At 64.3% G+C, this 21126-nt stretch carries 23 protein-coding genes; 7 read left to right on the forward strand and 16 right to left on the reverse strand.

Going from position 1 to position 21126, the window contains the following annotated elements; all coding sequences use genetic code 11:
- The first annotated feature begins 104 nt into the window (after nucleotides 1-104).
- Genes surE through rpoS form a run of 4 tightly spaced genes read left to right on the forward strand, consistent with a single transcriptional unit; the run spans nucleotide 105 to nucleotide 3673 of the window.
- The gene (gene surE / locus ACODSD_RS05965; RefSeq protein WP_488876960.1) at nucleotides 105-851 is read left to right on the forward strand and encodes a 5'/3'-nucleotidase SurE; all 747 of its coding nucleotides are present in this window, start codon (nucleotides 105-107) and stop codon (nucleotides 849-851) included.
- Nucleotides 833-1504, forward strand: coding sequence for a protein-L-isoaspartate(D-aspartate) O-methyltransferase (locus tag ACODSD_RS05970; protein ID WP_019102883.1), 672 nt, complete (start codon nucleotides 833-835; stop codon nucleotides 1502-1504). Before surE ends, ACODSD_RS05970 begins: the two co-directional genes overlap by 19 nt.
- The gene (locus tag ACODSD_RS05975; protein ID WP_488876961.1) at nucleotides 1417-2676 is read left to right on the forward strand and encodes a peptidoglycan DD-metalloendopeptidase family protein; all 1260 of its coding nucleotides are present in this window, start codon (nucleotides 1417-1419) and stop codon (nucleotides 2674-2676) included. The genes ACODSD_RS05970 and ACODSD_RS05975 overlap by 88 nt, the downstream gene beginning before the upstream one ends.
- 49 nt (nucleotides 2677-2725) lie before the next feature.
- Nucleotides 2726-3673 carry an RNA polymerase sigma factor RpoS gene (gene rpoS / locus ACODSD_RS05980; protein ID WP_019102885.1) on the forward strand — a complete coding sequence of 316 codons (948 nt, stop codon included), beginning with the start codon at nucleotides 2726-2728 and terminating at the stop codon, nucleotides 3671-3673.
- Nucleotides 3674-3725: 52 nt separating this feature from the next.
- Here the strand turns inward: rpoS and ACODSD_RS05985 are convergent, their stop codons facing one another.
- Genes ACODSD_RS05985 through ACODSD_RS05995 form a run of 3 tightly spaced genes read right to left on the reverse strand, consistent with a single transcriptional unit; the run spans nucleotide 3726 to nucleotide 7498 of the window.
- The gene (locus ACODSD_RS05985) at nucleotides 3726-5663 is read right to left on the reverse strand and encodes a transglutaminase TgpA family protein (protein WP_488876962.1); all 1938 of its coding nucleotides are present in this window, start codon (nucleotides 5661-5663) and stop codon (nucleotides 3726-3728) included.
- Nucleotides 5650-6618, reverse strand: coding sequence for a DUF58 domain-containing protein (locus tag ACODSD_RS05990; protein WP_253313799.1), 969 nt, complete (start codon nucleotides 6616-6618; stop codon nucleotides 5650-5652). Before ACODSD_RS05990 ends, ACODSD_RS05985 begins: the two co-directional genes overlap by 14 nt.
- Nucleotides 6602-7498: an AAA family ATPase gene (locus tag ACODSD_RS05995; protein WP_081544285.1), complete on the reverse strand. Its 897-nt coding sequence runs from the start codon at nucleotides 7496-7498 to the stop codon at nucleotides 6602-6604. The genes ACODSD_RS05990 and ACODSD_RS05995 overlap by 17 nt, the downstream gene beginning before the upstream one ends.
- A gap of 73 nt (nucleotides 7499-7571) precedes the next feature.
- Here ACODSD_RS05995 and ACODSD_RS06000 point away from each other — a divergent pair, with 73 nt between their 5' ends.
- Nucleotides 7572-8531, forward strand: coding sequence for a histone deacetylase family protein (locus tag ACODSD_RS06000; protein WP_107798142.1), 960 nt, complete (start codon nucleotides 7572-7574; stop codon nucleotides 8529-8531).
- A gap of 62 nt (nucleotides 8532-8593) precedes the next feature.
- Here ACODSD_RS06000 and plsY read toward each other — a convergent pair whose 3' ends face one another.
- Complete coding sequence (gene plsY, locus ACODSD_RS06005; RefSeq protein WP_107798141.1) at nucleotides 8594-9223, reverse strand: glycerol-3-phosphate 1-O-acyltransferase PlsY; 630 nt, start codon at nucleotides 9221-9223, stop codon at nucleotides 8594-8596.
- A gap of 73 nt (nucleotides 9224-9296) precedes the next feature.
- On the opposite strand from plsY, the gene ACODSD_RS06010 reads away from it, so the two are divergent.
- Both ACODSD_RS06010 and ACODSD_RS06015 read left to right on the forward strand, forming a co-directional pair.
- Nucleotides 9297-9656 carry a dihydroneopterin aldolase gene (locus tag ACODSD_RS06010; protein ID WP_048415680.1) on the forward strand — a complete coding sequence of 120 codons (360 nt, stop codon included), beginning with the start codon at nucleotides 9297-9299 and terminating at the stop codon, nucleotides 9654-9656.
- A 73-nt stretch (nucleotides 9657-9729) separates the two neighbouring features.
- On the forward strand, nucleotides 9730-10155 hold the full coding sequence (locus ACODSD_RS06015; RefSeq protein ID WP_107798140.1) for a PaaI family thioesterase: 426 nt from the start codon (nucleotides 9730-9732) through the stop codon (nucleotides 10153-10155).
- Nucleotides 10156-10220: 65 nt separating this feature from the next.
- Here the strand turns inward: ACODSD_RS06015 and ACODSD_RS06020 are convergent, their stop codons facing one another.
- The 12 genes from ACODSD_RS06020 to deoA all read right to left on the reverse strand — a co-directional run bounded on the left by ACODSD_RS06020 (nucleotide 10221) and on the right by deoA (nucleotide 20952).
- On the reverse strand, nucleotides 10221-10517 hold the full coding sequence (locus ACODSD_RS06020) for a hypothetical protein (protein ID WP_488876963.1): 297 nt from the start codon (nucleotides 10515-10517) through the stop codon (nucleotides 10221-10223).
- A gap of 74 nt (nucleotides 10518-10591) precedes the next feature.
- Nucleotides 10592-10984, reverse strand: coding sequence for a group II truncated hemoglobin (locus ACODSD_RS06025; RefSeq protein WP_227106904.1), 393 nt, complete (start codon nucleotides 10982-10984; stop codon nucleotides 10592-10594).
- A complete protein-coding gene (gene purT, locus ACODSD_RS06030; RefSeq protein WP_253313797.1) occupies nucleotides 10981-12189 on the reverse strand; it encodes a formate-dependent phosphoribosylglycinamide formyltransferase in 1209 nt (402 codons plus the stop codon). The genes ACODSD_RS06025 and purT overlap by 4 nt, the downstream gene beginning before the upstream one ends.
- 115 nt (nucleotides 12190-12304) lie before the next feature.
- Complete coding sequence (locus ACODSD_RS06035) at nucleotides 12305-13561, reverse strand: D-amino acid dehydrogenase (RefSeq protein ID WP_488876964.1); 1257 nt, start codon at nucleotides 13559-13561, stop codon at nucleotides 12305-12307.
- A gap of 67 nt (nucleotides 13562-13628) precedes the next feature.
- Nucleotides 13629-14480 carry a CheR family methyltransferase gene (locus ACODSD_RS06040; protein ID WP_107798136.1) on the reverse strand — a complete coding sequence of 284 codons (852 nt, stop codon included), beginning with the start codon at nucleotides 14478-14480 and terminating at the stop codon, nucleotides 13629-13631.
- A gap of 62 nt (nucleotides 14481-14542) precedes the next feature.
- A complete protein-coding gene (gene erpA, locus ACODSD_RS06045) occupies nucleotides 14543-14875 on the reverse strand; it encodes an iron-sulfur cluster insertion protein ErpA (RefSeq protein WP_197083112.1) in 333 nt (110 codons plus the stop codon).
- A gap of 219 nt (nucleotides 14876-15094) precedes the next feature.
- Complete coding sequence (gene argC / locus ACODSD_RS06050) at nucleotides 15095-16123, reverse strand: N-acetyl-gamma-glutamyl-phosphate reductase (protein ID WP_488876965.1); 1029 nt, start codon at nucleotides 16121-16123, stop codon at nucleotides 15095-15097.
- A 156-nt stretch (nucleotides 16124-16279) separates the two neighbouring features.
- Entirely contained in the window at nucleotides 16280-16672 is a 393-nt protein-coding gene (gene rpsI / locus ACODSD_RS06055) for a 30S ribosomal protein S9 (RefSeq protein ID WP_019102900.1), read from the reverse strand.
- Nucleotides 16673-16687: 15 nt separating this feature from the next.
- On the reverse strand, nucleotides 16688-17116 hold the full coding sequence (rplM, locus tag ACODSD_RS06060; protein WP_019102901.1) for a 50S ribosomal protein L13: 429 nt from the start codon (nucleotides 17114-17116) through the stop codon (nucleotides 16688-16690).
- A gap of 499 nt (nucleotides 17117-17615) precedes the next feature.
- On the reverse strand, nucleotides 17616-18326 hold the full coding sequence (gene deoD / locus ACODSD_RS06065; RefSeq protein WP_488876966.1) for a purine-nucleoside phosphorylase: 711 nt from the start codon (nucleotides 18324-18326) through the stop codon (nucleotides 17616-17618).
- Between the two features lie 70 nt (nucleotides 18327-18396).
- Entirely contained in the window at nucleotides 18397-19611 is a 1215-nt protein-coding gene (locus ACODSD_RS06070; protein WP_107798134.1) for a phosphopentomutase, read from the reverse strand.
- Nucleotides 19612-19626: 15 nt separating this feature from the next.
- On the reverse strand, nucleotides 19627-20952 hold the full coding sequence (gene deoA, locus ACODSD_RS06075; protein ID WP_107798133.1) for a thymidine phosphorylase: 1326 nt from the start codon (nucleotides 20950-20952) through the stop codon (nucleotides 19627-19629).
- Nucleotides 20953-21126 lie beyond the last annotated feature (174 nt).

The raw sequence follows: 21126 nt of genomic DNA on the forward strand, positions 1-21126 counted from the left end.
CGGGTTTTGTTTGTCCGTCTTCCACGCCGGACTTTTCCGCGTCATCGTTGGAGCGATACAATCAGCCGGGCCACCTTTGCCGGCAAGAACAATAGAAAGACAGCATGAAGTTTCTCATCAGCAACGACGACGGTTATTTCGCTCCGGGACTGGCCATGCTGGCGCAAACCCTGTCCCGCCACGGCGAAGTCGTCGTTGTCGCGCCGGAGCGGGACCGCAGCGGCGCCAGCAACTCCCTGACCCTGGATCGCCCCTTGACCGTGCGCAAGGCCGCCAACGGCTTTCACTACGTCAACGGCACCCCCACCGACTGCGTGCACCTCGCCGTGACCGGCATGCTGGACTTCAAGCCGGACATGGTGTTCAGCGGCATCAACCACGGCCCCAATATGGGCGACGACACCCTGTACTCCGGTACCGTGGCCGCCGCCACCGAAGGCTTCATGCTGGGCATTCCCTCCATCGCGGTGTCGCTGGCCGGCTATAGCGGCCAGCACTTCGCCAGCGCCGGCCTGGTCGTTGATCAACTGGTGGAACGCTGCAAGCGCAACCCCTTCCGCGAGCCGGTGCTGCTCAACGTCAACGTGCCCGACATCGCTCCGGAAGCGCTGGGCCAATTGACCGTCACCCGCCTGGGCCGCCGCCACTGCGCGCAGCCGGTGATCAAGTCTCAGAATCCGCGCGGCGAGACGATATACTGGGTAGGACCGGTCGGCAATGTGCAGGACGCCGGCGCGGGCACGGACTTCGGCGCGCTGGCCCACAACGATATTTCAGTGACGCCGCTGATGCTGGATTTAACCGCCTATGGCCAACTAGACGGAATCAAAACATGGCTACACCACAGCTGACGCCGGGCCAGCCGGCCTACGGCATGCTTTCCGACCGCACCCGACGCCGCATGGTCGAGCGCCTGCGCCAGAACGGCGTGGCCGACGAACGCGTGCTGACCGCGATGTCGGACGTGCCGCGTCACCTGTTTGTAGACCAGGCGCTGGCCACCCGCGCCTACGACGACGTGTCGCTGCCCATAGGTCACGGCCAGACCATCTCCCAGCCTTTCACCGTGGCGCGGATGACGGAAATCCTGTTGAATGGCAAGAAACCGGGCAAAGTATTGGAGATAGGCACCGGCTGCGGCTATCAGACCGCGGTGCTGCTGAAGACCGGCGCCGAGGTCTACTCCATTGAACGCTTGGGCGTCATTCTTGACAAAGCCAGACGCAATTTGCGCGCCGCCAAGCTGGTGCACGCCCGCCTGGTCCACGGCGACGGCCATTTCGGCCTGGCCGAGGCCGCGCCCTTCGACGGCATCATCATGACCGCCGCCGCGCGCAACATCCCCCAGGCCCTGGTCGAACAACTCAACGACGGCGGCCGCATGATCATGCCGATAGGCGAAGAGGAACAGTACTTGTGGCTGATAGAGAAAACCGCGCAAGGCCTGCAGAAAAGCCGGCTGGACCCGGTGAAATTCGTACCCTTGCTTGCCGGACGCAGTTAAAACTGCAAAAACACAACAGTTTCTTTGTCCGACAATTTATCAAATCACTTAAACAGACTATAAAAAACAAAAGTATGCTAAAAATGCATTGCAGCTATGCATATATATTCACGGCTTCGATCGGCATCGCCCTGAGCGGATGCAGCAGCATCGCCCAGCAACCGGCCCCCGTGGAAAGCGCAACGCCGGCCGTCGCGCGCAGCGCGCCGCCTTCGGCGCCCGTCGCGACAAGCGGCAACAGTGCGGCGGTGACGACGCCGTACCAGGATAACGGAGGAGTGTCCGCCGCGCCGATAGGCTCCGCCTCGGCGGCGGGCGCAACAACAAAAGAAAAGACCCATGTGGTTCAGCCGGGGGAAAACCTGTTCCGCATCTCTCTGAACAACGGCCTGAAATACAAGGACGTCGCGGCCTGGAACAACCTGCCGGACAACAACATCAAAGTAGGACAAGTACTGCGCTTGACCCCGCCCGGCGGCGATGCCCCTCCGGCGGCCAACGCCGGCCAGCCGACGGCCGGCGCCGCGCCGGTTCAGCCCAGCGCGCCGGTGGAAAGCGCAACTGTCCAAGCAGGCGGTGTCAAGGCCTACCCCAAAGCCCTGAAACTGCCATACAGCGCAGAAGCAGCAAAAACCCTGTCCGCCCAGAGCGAGGGAGGACCGGGCAACAACAAGAACGCTCAAGCCCCGATCAGCGCCGCCGGCTCGCCGGCGACGGCAAGCGCTCCGGCCAAGACCGAAGCGCCGGCGGCAACGCCGTCCAGCAAGCCCGAGGCCAGCAAGCCCGCGGCGAAAACGGACGAAGACGCGGTGCCGTGGCTGTGGCCGACCGAAGGCAAGATGATCCGGGGATATTCCGATAGCAGCAAGGGCATAGACATCAGCGGCCGCAGCGGTCAGCCGGTGTTGGCGGCGGGAGACGGCAAAGTGGTGTACAGCGGCACCGGCCTGCGTGGCTACGGCAAGCTGATCATCATCAAGCACAATAAATCCTTCCTGTCGGCCTACGCCCACAATAGCCAGTTGCTCGTAAAGGAGGGCCAGTCTGTCAAGCGAGGGCAGAAGATTGCCGAAATGGGCAATTCCGACGCCGACCAAGTGAAACTGCACTTTGAAATCCGCCGCCTCGGCAAGCCGGTGGATCCGATGCAGTACCTTGACCATAAGTCCTGACGGGCGGCCGGGGCCCCCGTCCAGGATCAGAAAGAGACGGGGGTAGAACATGAGTAGCGAACTCGACATTCTCGAAGAGCAAGAAATTCTCGACGAGGAAAGCAATGAGGAAGCCGTTGCCGAAGTGGAGGCAGAGGAAGTCGGCGAAGCGCAGCCGGTATACGAAGAAGTTGCCGACGTCACCCAAATCTACCTCAACGATATCGGCAACAACGCCCTGTTGACGCCGCAGGAAGAACTGGCTCTAGCCCGCCGCGTGGTGGCCGGAGAGTTCGAAGCGCGGCAGAAGATGATCGAACACAATCTGCGGCTGGTGGTGAACATCGCCAAGCATTACATCAACCGCGGCCTGGCGCTGTTGGATCTGATCGAGGAAGGCAATATCGGTCTGATGCACGCGCTGGAGAAGTTCGACCCCGAGCGCGGCTTCCGCTTCTCCACCTATGCCACCTGGTGGATACGCCAGAGCATAGAGCGCGCCATCATGAACCAATCTCGCACCATCCGCCTGCCGGTGCACGTGATCAAGGAGCTCAACGTTTATCTGCGCGCTTCGCGCCACCTGGAAAGCCAGATCGGCCGCGAGCCGACGCTGGACGAAATCGCCCACCTGGTGGGCAAGCCGGTGGACGATGTGCGCAAGGTGATGAACCTCAACGAGCGCATGGCCTCGCTGGACGCGCCGCTGGACATCGATCCGATGCTGTCTATCGGCGAGTCCATCCCGGACGAGCAGCACGACGAGCCGGAAATCCAGTTGCACAACAGCCAGCTGGAGCACTTCGTCCATGAATGGCTGGGCCAGTTGAACGAGAAGCAGAAACTGGTGATCGAACGCCGTTACGGTCTGAACGGCTACGAGATCTGCACGCTGGAGGAATTGGCCGCCGCACTGAGCCTGACCCGCGAACGCGTGCGCCAGATCCAGATTGAAGGCCTGGAACAGCTGCGCCGCATTCTGCGCCGCAAGGGCATCTCCAAGGACTTCCTGCTGTAGCGCGCGCCAGCGTCGACCGCAGCCAGCAGCCCCCGGCCCCCCGGGGGCTTCGTCATTTCCGCGCCAGACGAAAACGGCGGCTGCGACGCAGCCAGTCCCGCTGCCGGGCGGCGTCCGCGGCGCGCGAACGATAACGCAAGGCCACGTATTCGCTCACAAGGGTTTTCAACTGCGCGTATTCCGCGGCCGCCAGGTCGGGCTTGGCGCGACGCAACAGCTCCAAAGGCCCGTCGCAAGGACCGGCCTCTATCCGCCGCCGGCGCAATTGCGCCAACAACAGCCGCCAGCCCCTCGCCATCGGCTCCTCGCGTCCGCGCCCCCTTCGCCACCACCAGGCCAGCGGCAAACCCGCCAGCAAGACGCCGACGAACAGGGCCTGCAACACGCTGCTCGCGCTCACGCTCTCGCCCAGGCCCAAGCGTTGAAACACATTGCGCTGCCGCGCGGCATCGTAGCCCACCACCCATTGCTGCCAGGCGAAACCCGCGGCCTGCCAGTTCTGGCGCAGATTGCGCAACCAGGCCGGCGGCAAACCCGCCATCCCGCGCTCCCTCAAGGCCGGCACGCTCTGCTCCGCGCCATCCGCCAGGCGCAGCGGCGCCACCGCGCTGGTGGGATCGACGCGCAGCCATTGCCGGCTTTCCGCCAGCCAAATCTCCACCCAGGCGTGCGCGTCGGACGACTTCACCTGCCAGAAACGCCCCACCGGATTGTATTCTCCGCCCTGATAACCGACGACAATCCGCGCCGGCATGCCTGCGGCGCGCGCCAAAAACGCCAGTGCCGACGCGTAATGCTCGCAAAAGCCCTGCCGGCTGGAAAACAGGAATTGATCGATCTCGTCTTGCCGGTCCAGCAAGGGCGGATTCAGCGTATAGCGAAAGCCCTGGCTTCGAAACGCTTGCAAGGCGGCCTGCGCGAAAGCGCCCTCCCCGCGCGCCGCCAGCTCTCGCGCCCAAGCGCGCGCGCGGGGATTGCCGGGCGGCAAGCGCAGGTAAAACGCGCGCTCGGACTCGGACAAAACCGCCTGATAACGCGCGCCTAAACGGCTGACGGCGTAAAAACGCTGAGTCCTCCTGTCCTTGGCGTCCCCGCGCAACACCATGCCGTACCGCAAACGCGACGCCTCGTCCGGCAGCGGCACATCCAGCGCCGGCAAGCGCCCCTTGTCCGGCTCCAGCGTAACCGCGTACTCCACCGTCTCCCCACCGCTGACGCCCTCCGCTCCCGCGCCGCGCGCCTCCCCGTCGCCGCTCCAACGGCTGCCGTCGAAGCGGTCCAGCAACAAGACCCGCCAGTACATCTGCTCCCGCGGCGGCGCCCGCTGCGGGAACACCGCGGAAAACGCCGGTTCCCGGCTCAGAATCAGCTGGCTGACGCTGCCCGGCTCCAGGCTGTCGCCCAGGCCGCTGACCGCCTGCCTGCCCGGTTCGCTGGGCATGCTCCACAAGGGGCCGGACAGCCGCGGCATGATCACGAACAAGACCAGCATCAAGGGCAGCGCCAAGCCCAGGGCCGACGCGGCGGAGCGCAAGCTGCCGCGCCATGGCGCGCCCTCCAGCGCCGCCATCGCGCCGGTCAGCGCCAACAAACTCACGGCCAGCCAGGCCGCGGCCAACGGCGACTGGTCGAACAGCAAGGGCATGGCGGCCAGAAACACCCCCAAGGCGATCAACACCCGCCAATCCCGCAACTGAGCGCACTCCTGCGCCTTGAACCCCAGCAGCAACAGCAAAATGCCGACGCCGCCCTCGCGCCCCACCAGAGTGCCCAGCGTGCGCCAGGACAGCCAGGCGGCCAGCAGCAAGGGGGGCAACAACCACCAGAACGCCGGAGGCGCTCTGCGCCGCCAGACCAAGGCCGCCTTGCCCAGCAATAAGGCGAAAGCCAAGGCGACCAGCCAAAACGGCAGATGCAGCCATAGCGGCGCGGCGCTCAAGGCCACCGCGGCCAGCGCCGGCCACACTCTGGCGCGATCAGGAACGCTCATCGCCGCGCTCCAGATACAGGGCCAGAGCCGTCAGCGCCAATAAACGCTGTTGCGGCTGCGGCCCCACGCTGCGCGCCGGCAGCTTCAGCACATAGGGCTGGCGCTGGCGCTCGCACTGCTCCACGCGCCAGGCCAGGCGCGACAGCTTGAGCTCCACATCGCCGCCTCGACCGTAATCCTGCCAGTCCAAGGCCAGCAAGCCGGCCCGCCCTTCCCCGGCGAACTGCTTGCTGACCAGCGCGCCGCGGCGCGCCAGCACTTTCCAGGCGATGCGGCGCGGCGAATCCCCGACTCGATACGCGTCCAGATGGGAGAAGTCCTCCTCCTCGCCCGGCAGCTCGCAGGGCTGATCCCCGCCGCCCTGGCTGCGGCCGCGCTGGCCGTCCTGCAAGGGCGCGGGAAACAACAGCACCTGGGCCCTCAGCCTGACCCAGGCGCTGGCGCGCACCAGGCCGAACGGCGCCTCGCTCCAGACCTGGCAAGCCGGCAGGGCCATATAGCCGCGCCGGCTGCCGCAAACGCTCAGCTCCACCTCGAACTCCGCTCCGCCGGGCAGACGGTCAATCCGGGTTTCCATCCCGTCCTCCAGCGCCAGGCTCAGTTGACGCTCGCCCTCGTCCTCATGCTTCAGCAAGACGCGGAAACGCGCGGCGTCGCCGGCGAAGACCGGCTCCGCGTCCAGCGCGCGCAGCTGCAGGCCGGCCAGCTGCCGGTAAGCCAAGAGCACGGCCACCAGCAATAAACCGGCCACCCAGAACGACAGCGCGTAAGCAAGGCTGACGTCGTAGTTCAAGGCGCCTATCCATACCGCCAGCGCCACCAGGCCCAGCGTCATGCCGAAACGGGTGGGCAGCAGATAGATGCGGTTTTGCTCCAGCCGGCAATGCTGCTGCGGCGTCGCGCGGCGCAACATCCATTGCCGCAGACGGCGACGCGGATCAAGGAATGGGAACATGAGCGAGCAGGCCGCTGGCGGCGTCGCCGCCGTTGCCGCCGAGCAGGCGATGGCCGGCCACGCTGGGAAAAACCGCTTTCACGTCCTCCGGCAACACGTGATCGCGCCCTTCCAGCAAGGCCCAGGCGCGCGCCGCAGCCGCCAGCGCCAGACCGGCGCGCGGGCTCAGCCCCGAGGCGAAGCGGCTGTCGCGGCGCGTGGCTTCGACCAAGGCCAGCACATAGCCGGCCAAGGCCGGACTGACGGTCAGCTCCGCGGCCTGGCGCTGCAGCGCGATCAAGTCGCCGGGACGCAGGGCCGGCACCAGCTTGGCCAGCAGCTGACGGCGGTCTTCGCCTTGCAGCAAGGCCAGTTCGGCCTCGCGCGGCGGGTAGCCCAGGGAGATGCGCATCAAGAAGCGGTCCTGCTGCGACTCCGGCAACGGAAAAGTGCCGGCCTGCTCCGCCGGGTTCTGGGTGGCGATGACGAAGAAGGGCTCGGGCAAGGGATAGGTGGCGCCGTCGACCGAAACCTGGCGCTCCTCCATTGCCTCCAGCAAGGCGGACTGGACCTTGGGCGAGGCGCGATTGATCTCGTCGGCCAGCAGCACCTGGGAAAACACCGGGCCTTGATGGAAGTGGAAGGAGGCGGAATCGCGCTGATAGATATTGACGCCGAGAATGTCCGAAGGCAGCAGATCGCTGGTGAACTGCACCCGGCGATATTCCAGGCCCAAGACCCCGGCCAGACCGTGAGCCAACGTGGTCTTGCCCACGCCGGGCACGTCCTCGATCAATAAATGACCCCGGGCGATCAGACAGGTCAAGGCCAGGCGGATCGCCTGCGGCTTGCCCAGGATCAGCTGATTCAGTTGACGATACGCAATGGAGAGAGATTGCATTTGCACCTGCTAACGCGCACTATTTATCGATATCGGATATCCTGCGTTCATTGTACGCAACAAGGAATCGCACGTGTTGACCTGGCTGAAAAAACGCTTGCAGCGTTCAGGCCTCACCGCCTACATCTCCCATCCCGAATGCCTGCAACACAATATGGGCGTCGGCCACCCGGAATGCCCCGAGCGCCTGATCGCCATCCGCGATCAATTGATGGCCTCGCAGATTCTGGACGGGCTGCAAGAGATCGAAGCGCCGGAGGTCACCGAACAGCAACTGGCCCGCGTGCATCCCCCCCACTATCTCGAATACCTGGAATCCTGCTCTCCCAGCATAGGCACTTTTCGCGTGGACCCGGACACCGCGATGTCCGCCGGCACGCTGCAAGCCGCCCGACGCGCCGCCGGCGCCGTGGTCAAGGCGGTGGAACTGGTGGCGGAGGACAAGGCGCCCAACGCCTTCTGCGCGATCCGCCCGCCCGGCCATCACGCCGAAAGCGGCAAGGCGATGGGCTTCTGCTTCTTCAACAATCTGGCGATCGGCGTCACCCACGCGCTGGCCCATTATCAGTTTGAACGGGTGGCGGTGATAGATTTCGACGTCCACCACGGCAACGGCACCGAGGAAATCCTGCGCGACGATCCGCGGGTCTTGATGGTGTCCATCTTCCAGCACCCCTTCTATCCCTATAGCGGCGACGAGCCGCTGGGCCCGAACATGCACAATGTGCCGCTCAAGGCCGGCAGCGGCGGCCGCGAGTTCCGCGAGGCGGTGGAAACGGTGTGGCTGCCGCTATTGCACGACTTCCAGCCGCAGATTCTTTTCATTTCCGCCGGCTTCGACGCTCATCGCGAAGACGATATGGGTTCGCTGGGGCTGGTAGAGGCCGACTACGAGTGGGTGACCCGCCACCTGATGCAGATCGCCGACCTCTACGCCGACGGCCGCGTGGTCTCGGTGCTGGAGGGCGGCTACGATCTGTCCGCGCTGGGCCGCAGCGTGGCCGCCCATCTGCGGGTGCTGTCCGACGGCTGAAACAGACCGCGCCAAAACAAAAGGCCGTCCAAGAGACGGCCTTTTCATGGGCTAAGCAAGGCTCAGGAAGAACTCTTGTCCGTCCCCTTGTCGCCTATTTTGTCCTCTTGACCGGTCAAGAGCTTGATCAGATTGGACTTGTGGCGATGCACCACCAGGATGGCGATGATGATGCAGCTGCCGAAGTACACGCTCTGCGGCCCGACGATGAAGTAGGCGTACACCGGCGTCAGCACGCAGGCGACGATGGCGGACAGCGAGGAAATCTTCAGCACGAAGGCGACGAACAGCCAGGTGGCCAGCGCCGCCAGCGCCAGCCACGGGCTGAAGCCCAACAGCACGCCCACCGCGGTGGCCACGCCCTTGCCGCCCTTGAAGCCGAAGAACACCGGCCACATGTGGCCGATCAGCACCGCCAGCGCCGCCAGCGCGATCGCCTGCTCGCCCAGGCCGTATCGCGGCCCGAACCAGGCGGTCAGCGCCACCGCCACCCAGCCCTTGATCCCGTCGCCGAGCAGGGTCAGCGCCGCCGCCAGCTTCTTGCCGCTGCGCAGCACATTGGTGGCGCCGGGGTTGCCGGAACCGTAACTGCGCGGGTCGGCCATGCCCATGGCCTTGCTGACAATCACCGCGAACGAGAGCGAGCCGATCAGATAGGCCGCAACAACAAAGGCAAAAGCTGTCGTGGTCATGGTGTATCCATTAGAATAGAAGGCTTCGGATTTTACGGTATCGGGCGGCAAACCCCAACTCCCAGACAGACTGATGGACATCATATTCCTGCGCGAAGTGCGCGCCGACACCATTATCGGTGTCTACGAATGGGAGCGGAAAGCCCCGCAAACCATTGAAATCGACCTGGAAATCGGCATTCCCAGCGAAGCGCCCTGTCACAGCGACAATATCGGCGACACCATACACTACGGCGTGGTGGTGGAGCGGCTGCGCAAGGCGCTGTCCGAACAGCATTTCCTGCTGCTGGAAGCGCTGGCCGAATACATCGCCAAGGTGATCCGCGAAGACTTCGGCGCGCCCTGGGCGCGCGTCTCGGTCACCAAGCTGGGCATCCTGCCCGGCGTCAAGCGCGTCGGCGTCCTGATCGAACGCGGCCACCGCCCGCGCTGAAGCCGAGCCGCCGGGCATTGACGCCCGCGCCCCGGCGCTTGATGATGTTTAGATCACAGCGCCGGAGCGCCTCATGTCTCGCTTATCCGTCCCGGAATTCCAGAACCTGATCGATCAGGAACTGCCCTTGGTCCGCCTGTTCGGCATCCAAACCGAATCCATCGCCGACGGCGGCGCGGTGTTGCGCATGCGCTTCAACCCGGATTTGATCCGGCCGGGCGGCACCATCGCCGGCCCCGCCTTGATGGCGCTGGCGGACGCCACGCTGTACGCGGTGGTGCTGGGGATGATAGGGCGGGTGGAGCTGGCGGTGACCACCAGCCTCAACATCAACTTCCTGCGCAAGCCGCCGCCGGCGGACGTGATCGCGGAAGGCCGCATTCTGAAGCTGGGCAAACGTTTGGCGGTGGGGGAAGTCTTGCTGCTGTCGGCCGAGCTGGAAGAAGCGGTGGCCCATGTCACCGGCACCTACTCGATTCCGCCTCTGTCCGGAACCTGAAACGATGCCGGGACTTGGAGCGCATTCGCGGTCTTGTGGGCGAAAAGGAGGGGTGGAGCAGGCTCTCAGTCGGTATTCACTTTCAAACGCAAGCCGAACTGCTTGGGCGTCAGACGCAAAGACAACTGGGCTTGCTTGTTCAGGTCCAGCACCGGAGATAGCGACAAACGGTTGCTGGCCGCCTCCCGCTCAAAGCGCAGACCGCCGATGGAAATGTCTTTGCCGGCGTCCCGGGGCGCGGATTTGATCTCACCGTCGGACGGAGAGGCACAGGCCCAGGCTTGCGGCAGACACGCCGCCGCGGCGCCCGCGCCCGCCCACAGTCCCAGCCACAACAGCAACAGCAACAGCTTGCACGCCATGCGCTCCATCTCCGCCAGATGAAATGCGAGAACCTTCTCTCAGCATGGACAATGGCGCGCCGGCCGCAAGTTTTTTATTGATTGCGCATGAAGTCGGCGGTGTTGTGAAAAGCCTCGATCAGTTTTTGCTTCAACCAATCTTCGGCCACCAGTTCATCCACCGCGCGGCGCATGCAGGACATCCATTGATCGCGCGCCGCCTCGTCCACCGCAAACGGCATATGGCGCATGCGCAGCCGCGGGTGGCCAAAGGCCTCCATGTACAAGGACGGGCCGCCCAGCCAGCCGGACAGGAACATGAACAGCTTCTGGCGCGAACCGGCCAGATCCTGCGGATGCATGTCGCGCAGCGGCTTGACCGACGGGTCGCTGTCCATGATGTCGTAAAAGCGGTCCGTCAGCCAACGCACCACGCCTTCGCCGCCCAATAATTGATAGGGCGTCATTTCCCGCACTTCATCGCTCACGCTTCATTCCCCGTCGTCGGCCGCACCAGCGCGGCCGCTGTCCTGGCCCGCTCGCGGGCCTGTTCCACCGTCTCGGCCGTGGCCAGCGCCACGCCCATGCGACGCTTCAAATAACTTTCAGGCTTGCCGAACAAGCGCAGGTCAGCGCCCGGCACCCGCAAAGCCTGGTCCACGCCGTCAAAGACGATGCCGGCCTCGTCCAGGCCGCCGTATATCACCGCCGACGCGCCGGCGCTGGAGATCTCCGCGTCCACCGGCAGGCCCAGGATGGCGCGCGCGTGCAGCTCGAACTCGGACCAGCGTTGGGTGGCCAGCGTCACCAAGCCGGTATCGTGCGGCCGCGGGCTCACCTCGGAGAACCACACTTGTTCGCCCTTGATGAACAGCTCGACGCCAAACAGGCCGCGGCCGCCCAGCGCGTCGGTCACCGCCTTGGCCACTTCGCGCGCGCGCAGCAAGGCCAGTTCGCTCATGGGCTGGGGCTGCCAGCTCTCCACGTAATCGCCGCTGCGCTGCAAATGGCCGACCGGCGCGCAGAAATGCGTGGCGATGCCGCCCGCGCCGTCCGCCGCGCGCACGGTCAGCTGGGTGATTTCGTAATCGAAATCGATGAAGCCCTCGACGATCACCCGGCCCTTGTCCACCCGGCCGCTGCTGGCCGCGTATTGCCAAGCCTGAGCCACGTCCTCCGGCCCACGCAACAGCGACTGGCCCTTGCCACTGGACGACATCACCGGCTTCACCAGGCAGGGGTAGCCGATGCCGTCGTCGATTGCGGCTTGCAATTCTTCCAAGCTGGAGGCGAAGGCGTACGGCGAGGTGGGCAGGCCCAGCTCCTCCGCCGCCAGCCGCCGTATCCCTTCGCGGTTCATCGTCAGATGGGCGGCGCGCGCGGTGGGAATCACCTCGGCCAGACCGTCCGCCTCGATGCGCAACAGCTCGTCGGTGGCGATGGCCTCGATCTCCGGCACGATCAGATGCGGGCGCACTTGCTCCACCAGCCGGCGCAAAGCCGCGGCATCCGACATGTCGATCACGTGGCTGGCGTGGGCGACCTGCATCGCCGGCGCGCCGGCGTAGCGGTCCACGGCGATGGTTTCCACGCCCAGCCGCTGCAAGGCGATCACCACCTCCTTGCCCAGCTCCCCGCTGCCCAACAACATCACCCTGACGGCACTGCGACTTTGCGGCGTTCCGATACGCATGACGATCTTCCTTGCAAATGAATGGCTTGGCCCGCCGGCGGCGGACGATGGGAATCCGAATCGGCGCGATTTTACCATGCGTCGGGCATCGGCTCGCTTCAGTTCAACCTATCCCTCAGGCGCGGCAGAACGCGAAATCCAGCGCCGGCGTTTCGCCGTTGATGATCTCGGCCAGCGCCCGCCCGGAGCCGGCGCCCTCGGTCCAGCCCAAGGTGCCGTGGCCGGTGTTCAGATACAAGCGCCGCAAGCGGCTGGGGCCGATCAGCGGCACATTGCCCGGGGTGGCCGGCCGCAGGCCGCTCCAGAAACGCGCGCGCTCCCAGTCGCAGGCGTCGCCGAACAAGGCGCGGCCGCGCTGCAACAGCAAGTCGCAACGCCGCGGCTCCAGATGGGTGGAATAACCGGACAATTCGGCGGTGCCGGCGATGCGCAGCTCGTCGCCCAGCCGCGACACCACCACCTTGTGGGCTTCGTCGGTAATGCTGGTCAGCGGCGCGGCGGCGGCGTCCAGAATCGGCAGGGTGGCGGAATAACCCTTGGCCGGGTACACCGGCAAGCGCAAGCCGGCCTGCGCCGCCAACAAGGGAGAATAAGAACCCAGCGCCAAGACATAGGCGTCCGCCTCTAGCCGCTCGTAAGCGCCGTCGGCCGCGGTGACGGAGACGCCGCTCACCTCCCCGTCCGCGCGCTCCAGCGCGTTGACCCGGGTCTGGAAGCGGAACTCCACGCCCCGCATAGCGCAAGCCTGGGCCAGGGCGACGGTGAAGAGATGGACATTGCCGGATTCGTCGTCCGGGCTCCAGCACGCCCCGCTCAGTTCAGGCAGAATGCGCGCCAAGGCCGGCTCCCGCTCCAGCGCCTGCAACGGCGTCAGCAGGCTTTTCTCCACGCCCAGCGCTTGCAGCCGCGCGCAGCCGGCCTGGGCCTGGGCCCGTTCCGCATCGGAGAACAGCAGGGTCAGAATGCCCCGCTGCAATTGCTGGTAATCGATGCCCAGTTCCCGGCGCAAACCGCGCAGCGTGTCGCGGCTGTACAAGCCCAGCGCCACCATCTGGCGCATATTGCGCTGGCTGCGTCCCGGCAGGCATTCGCGCAGGAAATCCAGGCCCCAGCGCCATTGCTGCGCATCCAGCCGCGGCCGGAACAGCAGCGGCGCGTCGTCGCGCAGCAGCCAGCGCAACACCCGCCACGGCGCGCGCGGATTGGCCCAAGGCTCGGACTGGCTGACTGAAATCTGGCCGCCGTTGGCGAAACTGGTTTCTCTCGCCGCGCCGCTGGCGCGGTCCACCACCACCACCTGGTGGCCCTTCTCCGCCAAAAACCAGGCGGTGGATACGCCGATGACGCCGGCGCCCAGGACAACTACTCGCATCGACTCTCCACAAAAGCCAATGGGCAAGACCCGCTTGCCCATTGGCCGTGCCAGCCGCGATCTGCCGTTACGGCTTCTTCGCGTGCTCGTAAACCGTCTTGCCGCGCAGATGGAAATAGTCCGACGCGAAATAGAAATTCTCGGAATGACCGACGAAGAGCAGGCCGTCCGGCTTCAGCAACGGCGCAAAGCGCTTGAGCACGCCGAACTGGGTGTCGCGGTCGAAATAAATCATCACATTGCGGCAGAAGATGGCATCGAACTGGCGCTTGACCGACCAGTTGCTCTCCACCAGGTTCAAACGCTGGAAGGTGATCATATTGCGCAGCTGGGCCTTGGCCTGGAAGCTGCCGTCCGGCTGCTTGTCGAAATACTTGGCGGCGTAGCCCGGCGGCAGGCGCGCCACCTTGTCTGCGGCGTAAATGCCCTTGCGGCCGGTTTCCAGCACACTGGTGTCCAAGTCCGTGGCCAACACGCTGATGCGCGCGCCCGGCACCGCCTCCAGCGCGGTGATCGCCAGCGAGTACGGCTCTTCGCCGGTGGACGAAGCCGCGCACCAGATCGCCAGTTCTCCGCCGGCCGTCGCTTTTTTCTTAAGATGCTCGGCCAGCAGCGGGAAATGGTGTTCTTCGCGGAAGAAGAAAGTCAGATTGGTGGTCAGCGCGTTAACGAACTGTTCGAACTCGCGCTTGCCGCTGATCGACTCCAGAAAATCGACGTAGGCGGCGAAGCCGGGCAGCTTCAGTTCGCGGATGCGACGCACCAGGCGGCCGTAAACCATGTCTTTCTTCGACGGGTTCAACGAAATGCCCGCTTCCTTGTAGATCAGTTTGCGAATGCGCTCGAAGTCGGCGTCGCTAAACGCGAACTCACGGGTGAATTCGATCTTCGGCAAGACGACGGGTGGCGGCTTATTCATTTTGTTGTCCCCATAAAAAAGGCCCGGGCAAAAGCCCGAGCCTGTATTCTACCGCGTCCGGATCACACCGAGAACGACGAACCACAACCGCAGGTGGTGGTGGCGTTCGGATTGCGGATCACGAACTGGGAGCCCTCCAGGCTTTCCTGATAATCGATTTCGGCGCCGACCAGGTACTGGTAGCTCATCGGATCCACCAGGAAGGTCACGCCTTGTCTCTCTATAGCGGTATCGTCTTCATTTGCAATTTCGTCAAATGTGAAACCGTATTGGAAGCCGGAGCAGCCGCCGCCGGTCACGAAGACGCGCAGTTTCAGATCGGGATTGCCTTCCTCGGCGATCAGCTCCTGCACCTTGGAACAAGCGCTTGCGCTGAAGTTGATCGGGGACGGCATTTCAGTTGCAGCAGTAGTCATGTCAAACCTCGCAATTCAGTTCCGGGGCCTTGAGAAACCCGCCAACGGTCCGCTAGCGGCCTGGCTGCGTGCGCGCTGCGGTTTCTCAAACCCCTTCTAAAGCCGGCAGAGCGGCATTCACCCACTATTTTAGTCGGATATTGGGGCCGATGGCGAGTCTTCAAGCGAACTAGTTCTTTCCGCGCATGCGCCGACGCCTCAAGGCAGCAAGGGAACGATGTCCAGTCCGGCCCGCTCCGGCTGGCCGAACATCAGGTTCATGTTCTGCACCGCCTGGCCGGCCGCGCCCTTGACCAGATTGTCTATCACCGACAACACCACCACGGTATCCCCGCCCTGCGGCCGGTGCGCGGCGATGCGGCAGACATTGGCGCCGCGCACCGAGCGCGTCTCCGGGTGGCTGCCGGCCGGCAGCACGTCGACGAAGTTCTCGCCCTCGTAGCGGCGCTCGAACAACGCCTGCACGTCCACGTCGGCCTTCAGCCGCGCGTAAAGCGTGGCGTGGATGCCGCGTATCATCGGCGTCAGGTGCGGCACGAAGGTCAGGCCCACCGGCTGCGCGGCCGCCCGGCCCAGGCCCTGGCGGATTTCAGGCAAATGCCGGTGACCGGACACGCCGTAAGCCTTGAAGGAATCACCCGCCTCGGCCAGCAAGGCGCCCACCTCCGCCTTGCGCCCTGCGCCGGACACGCCCGACTTGCAATCGGCGATCAGGCTGGAAAGCTCCACCGCGCCGGCTTCGATCAAGGGCAGGAAGCCCAATTGCACCGCGGTCGGATAGCAGCCCGGATTCGCCACCAGCCGCGCGCCGCGGATGGCCTCGCGGTTGATTTCCGGCAGACCGTACACCGCTTCGGCCACCAGGTCCGGCGAACCATGGCTCATGCCGTACCATTTTTCCCATTCGGCGACGTCCCGGATCCGGTAATCGGCGGCCAGATCCACCACCCGCACGCCGGCGGCCAGCAATTCTCGCGCCTCGTTCATCGCAATGCCGTTGGGTGTGGCGAAAAACACCACATCGCAATCCCGCAAGCGCGCTTCGTCGGGCGTGGAGAAGGCCAGATCGATGCGGCCTCTCAAGCTGGGGAACAGGTCGGCCACTTTCATGCCGGCCTCCTTGCGCGAGGTGACCGCGGTCACGCGCGCCGACGGATGGCCCGCCAGCAAGCGCAGCAGTTCGACACCCGTGTAGCCGGTGCCCCCGACGATTCCCACCTTGATCATGCCCATTCCTTTATGTAAAAGCGCGTCGCAAAAACGACAGTGTAGGCACTGCGATGCTGCCTTGCAATATGGATGGGATGGAAGCGGAGAAACGACAGGCAAGAAAAAACCGCCTGGCAAACGCAGGCGGTTTTCTTGAAAACAGAATTCGGCGAATTAACGCTTGGAGAACTGCTTGGCGCGGCGAGCTTTGCGCAGGCCGACTTTTTTACGCTCAACTTCACGAGCGTCGCGGGTCACGTAACCAGCAGCGGACAGAGCCGGCTTCAACGCGGTGTCGAAGTCGATCAGCGCGCGGGTGATGCCGTGACGGATCGCGCCGGCTTGGCCGGTTTCGCCGCCGCCGACAACGTTCACCTTGATGTCGAAGGACTCGAGGTTTTCGGTCAGCGCCAGCGGCTGGCGGATTACCATGCGGCCGGTTTCACGAGCGAAATATTCATCAACGGGCTTGCCGTTAACGATGATCTGGCCCGAGCCCTTTTGCATGAACACGCGAGCAACGGAGCTCTTGCGACGGCCGGTGCCGTAGTAGTATTTACCGTTCATTTCTACGCCTTAAAATCAGATTTCCAGCACTTTCGGCTGTTGAGCAGTGTGCGGATGCTCGGAACCGGAGTACACCTTGAGCTTCTTGATCATGGCGTAACCCAGCGGGCCCTTCGGCAGCATGCCTTTAACGGCTTTTTCCAGAACGCGCTCAGGGAACTTGTCTTGCAGTTCGGTGAAGCTGCGCTCGTAGATACCACCCGGGTAGCCGGAGTGACGGTAGTACTTCTTGTCTTGTGCCTTGGCACCGGTAACGCGCAGCTTCTCGACGTTGACCACGACGATGAAATCGCCGGTATCTACGTGCGGGGTGTATTCCGGCTTGTGCTTGCCACGCAGGCGACGGGCGATCTCAGCGGCGAGGCGGCCCAAAACCTTGTCGTTGGCATCGACCACAAACCAGTCGCGTTTAACCTCATGCGGCTTGGCAGAAAAGGTCTTCATGGAACTCTTCCATCGTAATTCTTGAAAGTTACGGATTCTATTACAGCCCCGATCCAGCTGTCAAACCCTTGTGAGACAACAGAAATCCGGCTACTTGACGGCGGTGCTCGCACAGAGGGGAAAATGCAGGCGGAATAAGGGGATTAGCGGCGGCGGGGCAAAAAAAAAGCGCAACATCTAGCTTTGTTGCGCCAAGTTCCACCTAAAGAAGGAGGATGGAGGAGACAACACCAAAACGCACACTTTGCATGCCACGTCCTGATGCAGGTTTCATTATCTGCATAGGTTTGCTTCATTGCAAGGCTTTTTGTGCATTGCACTATAAAGCGTGGCTTTTTACGCCACATTTGGCTGGAGTCTCTGTTAAATCAAGGACAAAAGCACTGCGGCACTGCAAGGAAAAAATAAGGCGATTTCATTTTTTACCCTGATTTCCCCGCCTGGCAACGCTAAGGCGGGAGCCCTGCCCCCGCCATGCTGTCTGACAATCGGCAAAGGCTTACAGCTTGATCGCCGCCGCCAAAGCCACTTCCATCATGTCGCGGAAAGTGGTTTGACGCTCTTCGGCGCTGGTGGCCTCGCCGGTGGGGATGATGTCGGACACGGTCAGAATGCCCACCGCGCGCGCGCCGTATTGCGCGGCCACGCTGTAGATGCCGGCCAGTTCCATCTCGATCACCTTGACCTGCATCTTGTCCAGCACTTCCAGCATACTGGGCTGAACGCCGTAGAACAGGTCGGCGGAGAACACATTGCCCACCGTCACCGGTTTGCCCTGCTCCGCCGCGGTGTCCACCACGGCGCGCAGCAGGCCGTAATCGGCGATGGCGGCGTAGTCGTGGTCGTTGAAGCGCATGCGGTTGACCTTGCTGTCGGTGGACGCGCCCATGGCGACGAACAGTTCGCGCAGCTTGATGTCCGGCGTCACCGCGCCGCAGGAACCGATGCGGATGATGTTCTTGACGCCGTAGTCCTTGATCAGCTCGGTGGTGTAGATGCTGGCGGACGGAATGCCCATGCCGTGGGCCATCACCGACAGGCGCTTGCCCTGGTAAGTGCCGGTGTAGCCGAACACATTGCGCACCGTGGTCACCAGCTTGGCGTCTTCCAGGAAGGTTTCCGCGATCATCTTGGCGCGCAGCGGATCGCCGGGCATCAATACGGTTTCGGCAAAATCGCCCGGCTGGGCGTTGATATGCGGGGTCGCCATCGTCTTTAGTCTCCAGATTCAAAAGAGCCCCGGCGCACAGACGCCGGGGCGTGCGTCATTCAGCCTCGCCTCACAGGAAGGACTGGCCGTAATCCATAGGGCTCAGGCCCAGGTGGGCCGCCACGGTCTGGCCGATGTCGGCGAAGGTGGCGCGCTCGCCCAGCGAGCCCGCCGGCACCTTCTTGCCGTAGCACAGCACCGGAATATGTTCGCGGGTATGGTCCGTGCCTTCCCAGGTGGGGTCGCAACCGTGGTCGGCGGACAGGATCAGGATATCGTCGTCGCCCAGCGCCGCCATCACTTCCGGCAGCCGCGCGTCGAACTCCTCCAGCGCGCGGGCGTAGCCGGCGGTGTCGCGGCGGTGGCCGTAGCTGGAGTCGAAGTCGACGAAGTTGGCCATGATGATGGCTGGGCGTTCGCCATGATCGCGCATCGCGCCCAGGGTGGCGTCCCACAGCTGATCAAAGCCGGTGGCCTTGTGCTTGTGGGTGATGCCCACATGGGCGTAGATGTCGGCGATCTTGCCGATGGACACCACGTCGCCGCCGGCCTTGGCCAGCTTTTCCAGCACCGTGGTTGCCGGCGGTTCCACCGCCAGGTCCTTGCGGTTGCCGGTGCGCACGAACTGGCCCTTGCCCTCGCCCACGAAGGGCCGCGCGATGACGCGGCCGATATTGTAGGGCTCCAGCAGTTCGCGGGTGATCTTGCACAGCTGATACAGCCGCTCCAGCCCGAACGTCTCTTCATGACAGGCGATCTGGAACACCGAATCCGCCGAGGTGTAGAAGATGGGCTTGCCGCTCTTCATATGCTCCTCGCCCAGACGGTCCAAAATCTCGGTGCCGGAGGCGTGGCAGTTGCCCAGATAGCCGGGCAGCTCCGCCTTGGCGACGATGGCGTCCAGCAGCTCCTGCGGGAAGCTGTTGTCGTGATCGCTGAAATAGCCCCAGTCGAACAGCACCGGCACGCCGGCGATTTCCCAATGGCCGGACGGCGTGTCCTTGCCGCTGGACAGCTCGCGCGCATAGCCGTAAGCCGCCACCGGCTCGGCCGGGTCCATGCCTTCCGGGAAATAGCCGGAGGACAAGCGGCAGGCGTGGCCCAAGCCCATGCGGGACAGATTGGGCAGGGTCAGCGCGCCGTGGCGGCCGACGTTGGCGCGGCCGGCGGCCGCCTCCATGGCGATGTGGCCCAGCGTATTGCTGCCGGCGTCGCCGAACTGCGGGGCGTCGGCGGCGGCGCCGATGCCCAGCGAGTCCAGAATCAGAATGATGGCTCGTTTCATATTGCCGCTCCGGGATTACTGCTGGCGAATCTTCTGATAGACCAGCGGCAGCGCGGAAGGTGCCGCGTCTGCCAGTTGGATCGCCGCCTTGAGGCGGCGCTCCGCGTCGGCGAAGCTGTTTTCGTCGGCCGCATGAATATAAGCCAAGGGCGCGCCGGCGTCGATGCGCTGGCCCAGCTCGACGAAGCGGGACAGACCAACGCGGAAGTCCAGCTCGTCGCTGGGCAGGCGGCGTCCGCCGCCCAGCGCGCACACCGCCATGCCGATGCCGCGGGTGTCCATGCCGCCGACGAAGCCGGCGCGTTCCGCAAACACCGGGCGCACGATGGGCGCGGCCGCCATATGGGAATCATAGTTCTCCATGAAGTCGGCCGGGCCGCCCAGCGCGGCCACCATGCGGCCGAAGATCTCGGCGGCGCGGCCGGAATCCAATGCGGTCTGCAGCTTGTCGCGCGCCTCGGCCTCGTCCTTGGCCAGCTTGCCCACCACCAGCATTTCGGCGCACAGCGCCATGGTCACTTCATGCAAACGCGGGTTGCGCTCGTCGCCCTTCAGATAACGCACCGCCTCGCGGGTTTCTATGCTGTTGCCGGCGGTCCAGGCCAGGGGCTGGCTCATTTCGGTGATCAGCGCACTGGTGGCCACGCCGGCGCCGTTGCCCACCTTGACGATGCGCTCGGCCAGCTCCACGGATTTCTCCATCGTCGGCATGAAGGCGCCGGTGCCGGCCTTCACGTCCATCACCAGGGCGTCCAGGCCGGCTGCCAGTTTCTTGGACAGGATGGACGCGGTGATCATCGCCACCGACTCCACCGTCGCAGTCACGTCGCGCACCGCGTAAACGCGGCGGTCTGCCGGCGCCAGGTCAGAAGTCTGGCCGATGATGGCCACGCCCACGTCCTTGACCACGCGGCGGAACTCGTCCGGGCTGGGGAAGGGGTTGTAGCCGGGGATCGCCGACAGCTTGTCCAGCGTGCCGCCGGTATGGCCCAGACCGCGGCCGGAGATCATCGGCACGAAGCCGCCGCAGGCGGCCACCATGGGCCCCAACATCAGCGATACCACGTCGCCGACTCCGCCGGTGGAATGCTTGTCCACCACTGGGCCCGGCAAATTAAGGTCGCCCCAGTGCATGCGGCGGCCGGAGTCGCGCATCGCCAAAGCCATGTGCACGTTTTCTTCCAGCGCCATGCCGTTGAAGTACACCGCCATGGTCAGCGCGGAGATTTGGCTGTCCGCCACGCTGCCATCGGTGATGCCGGCAACGAACTGCTGGATGTCCTGTTGCGACAGCGCCTGGCCGTCGCGTTTCTTGCGAATGATTTCCTGAGGCAAAAACATGGCATTCTCCCTGCCTTGCGCCTGCCGCGGCGAAACCCGCCGCGAGCAATAAATAATGGCCGGGACCCAATGCCACGGCCAAGAATTAAGAGCCGCTAACAAAACCGCTTAGCGCACCTGAGGCAAGGCGCACCGACGCAGGCAGTACTTGAGTACGACAAGTCGGTGCAACGC

The organism is Chromobacterium sp. FG22 (genome assembly GCF_057809415.1).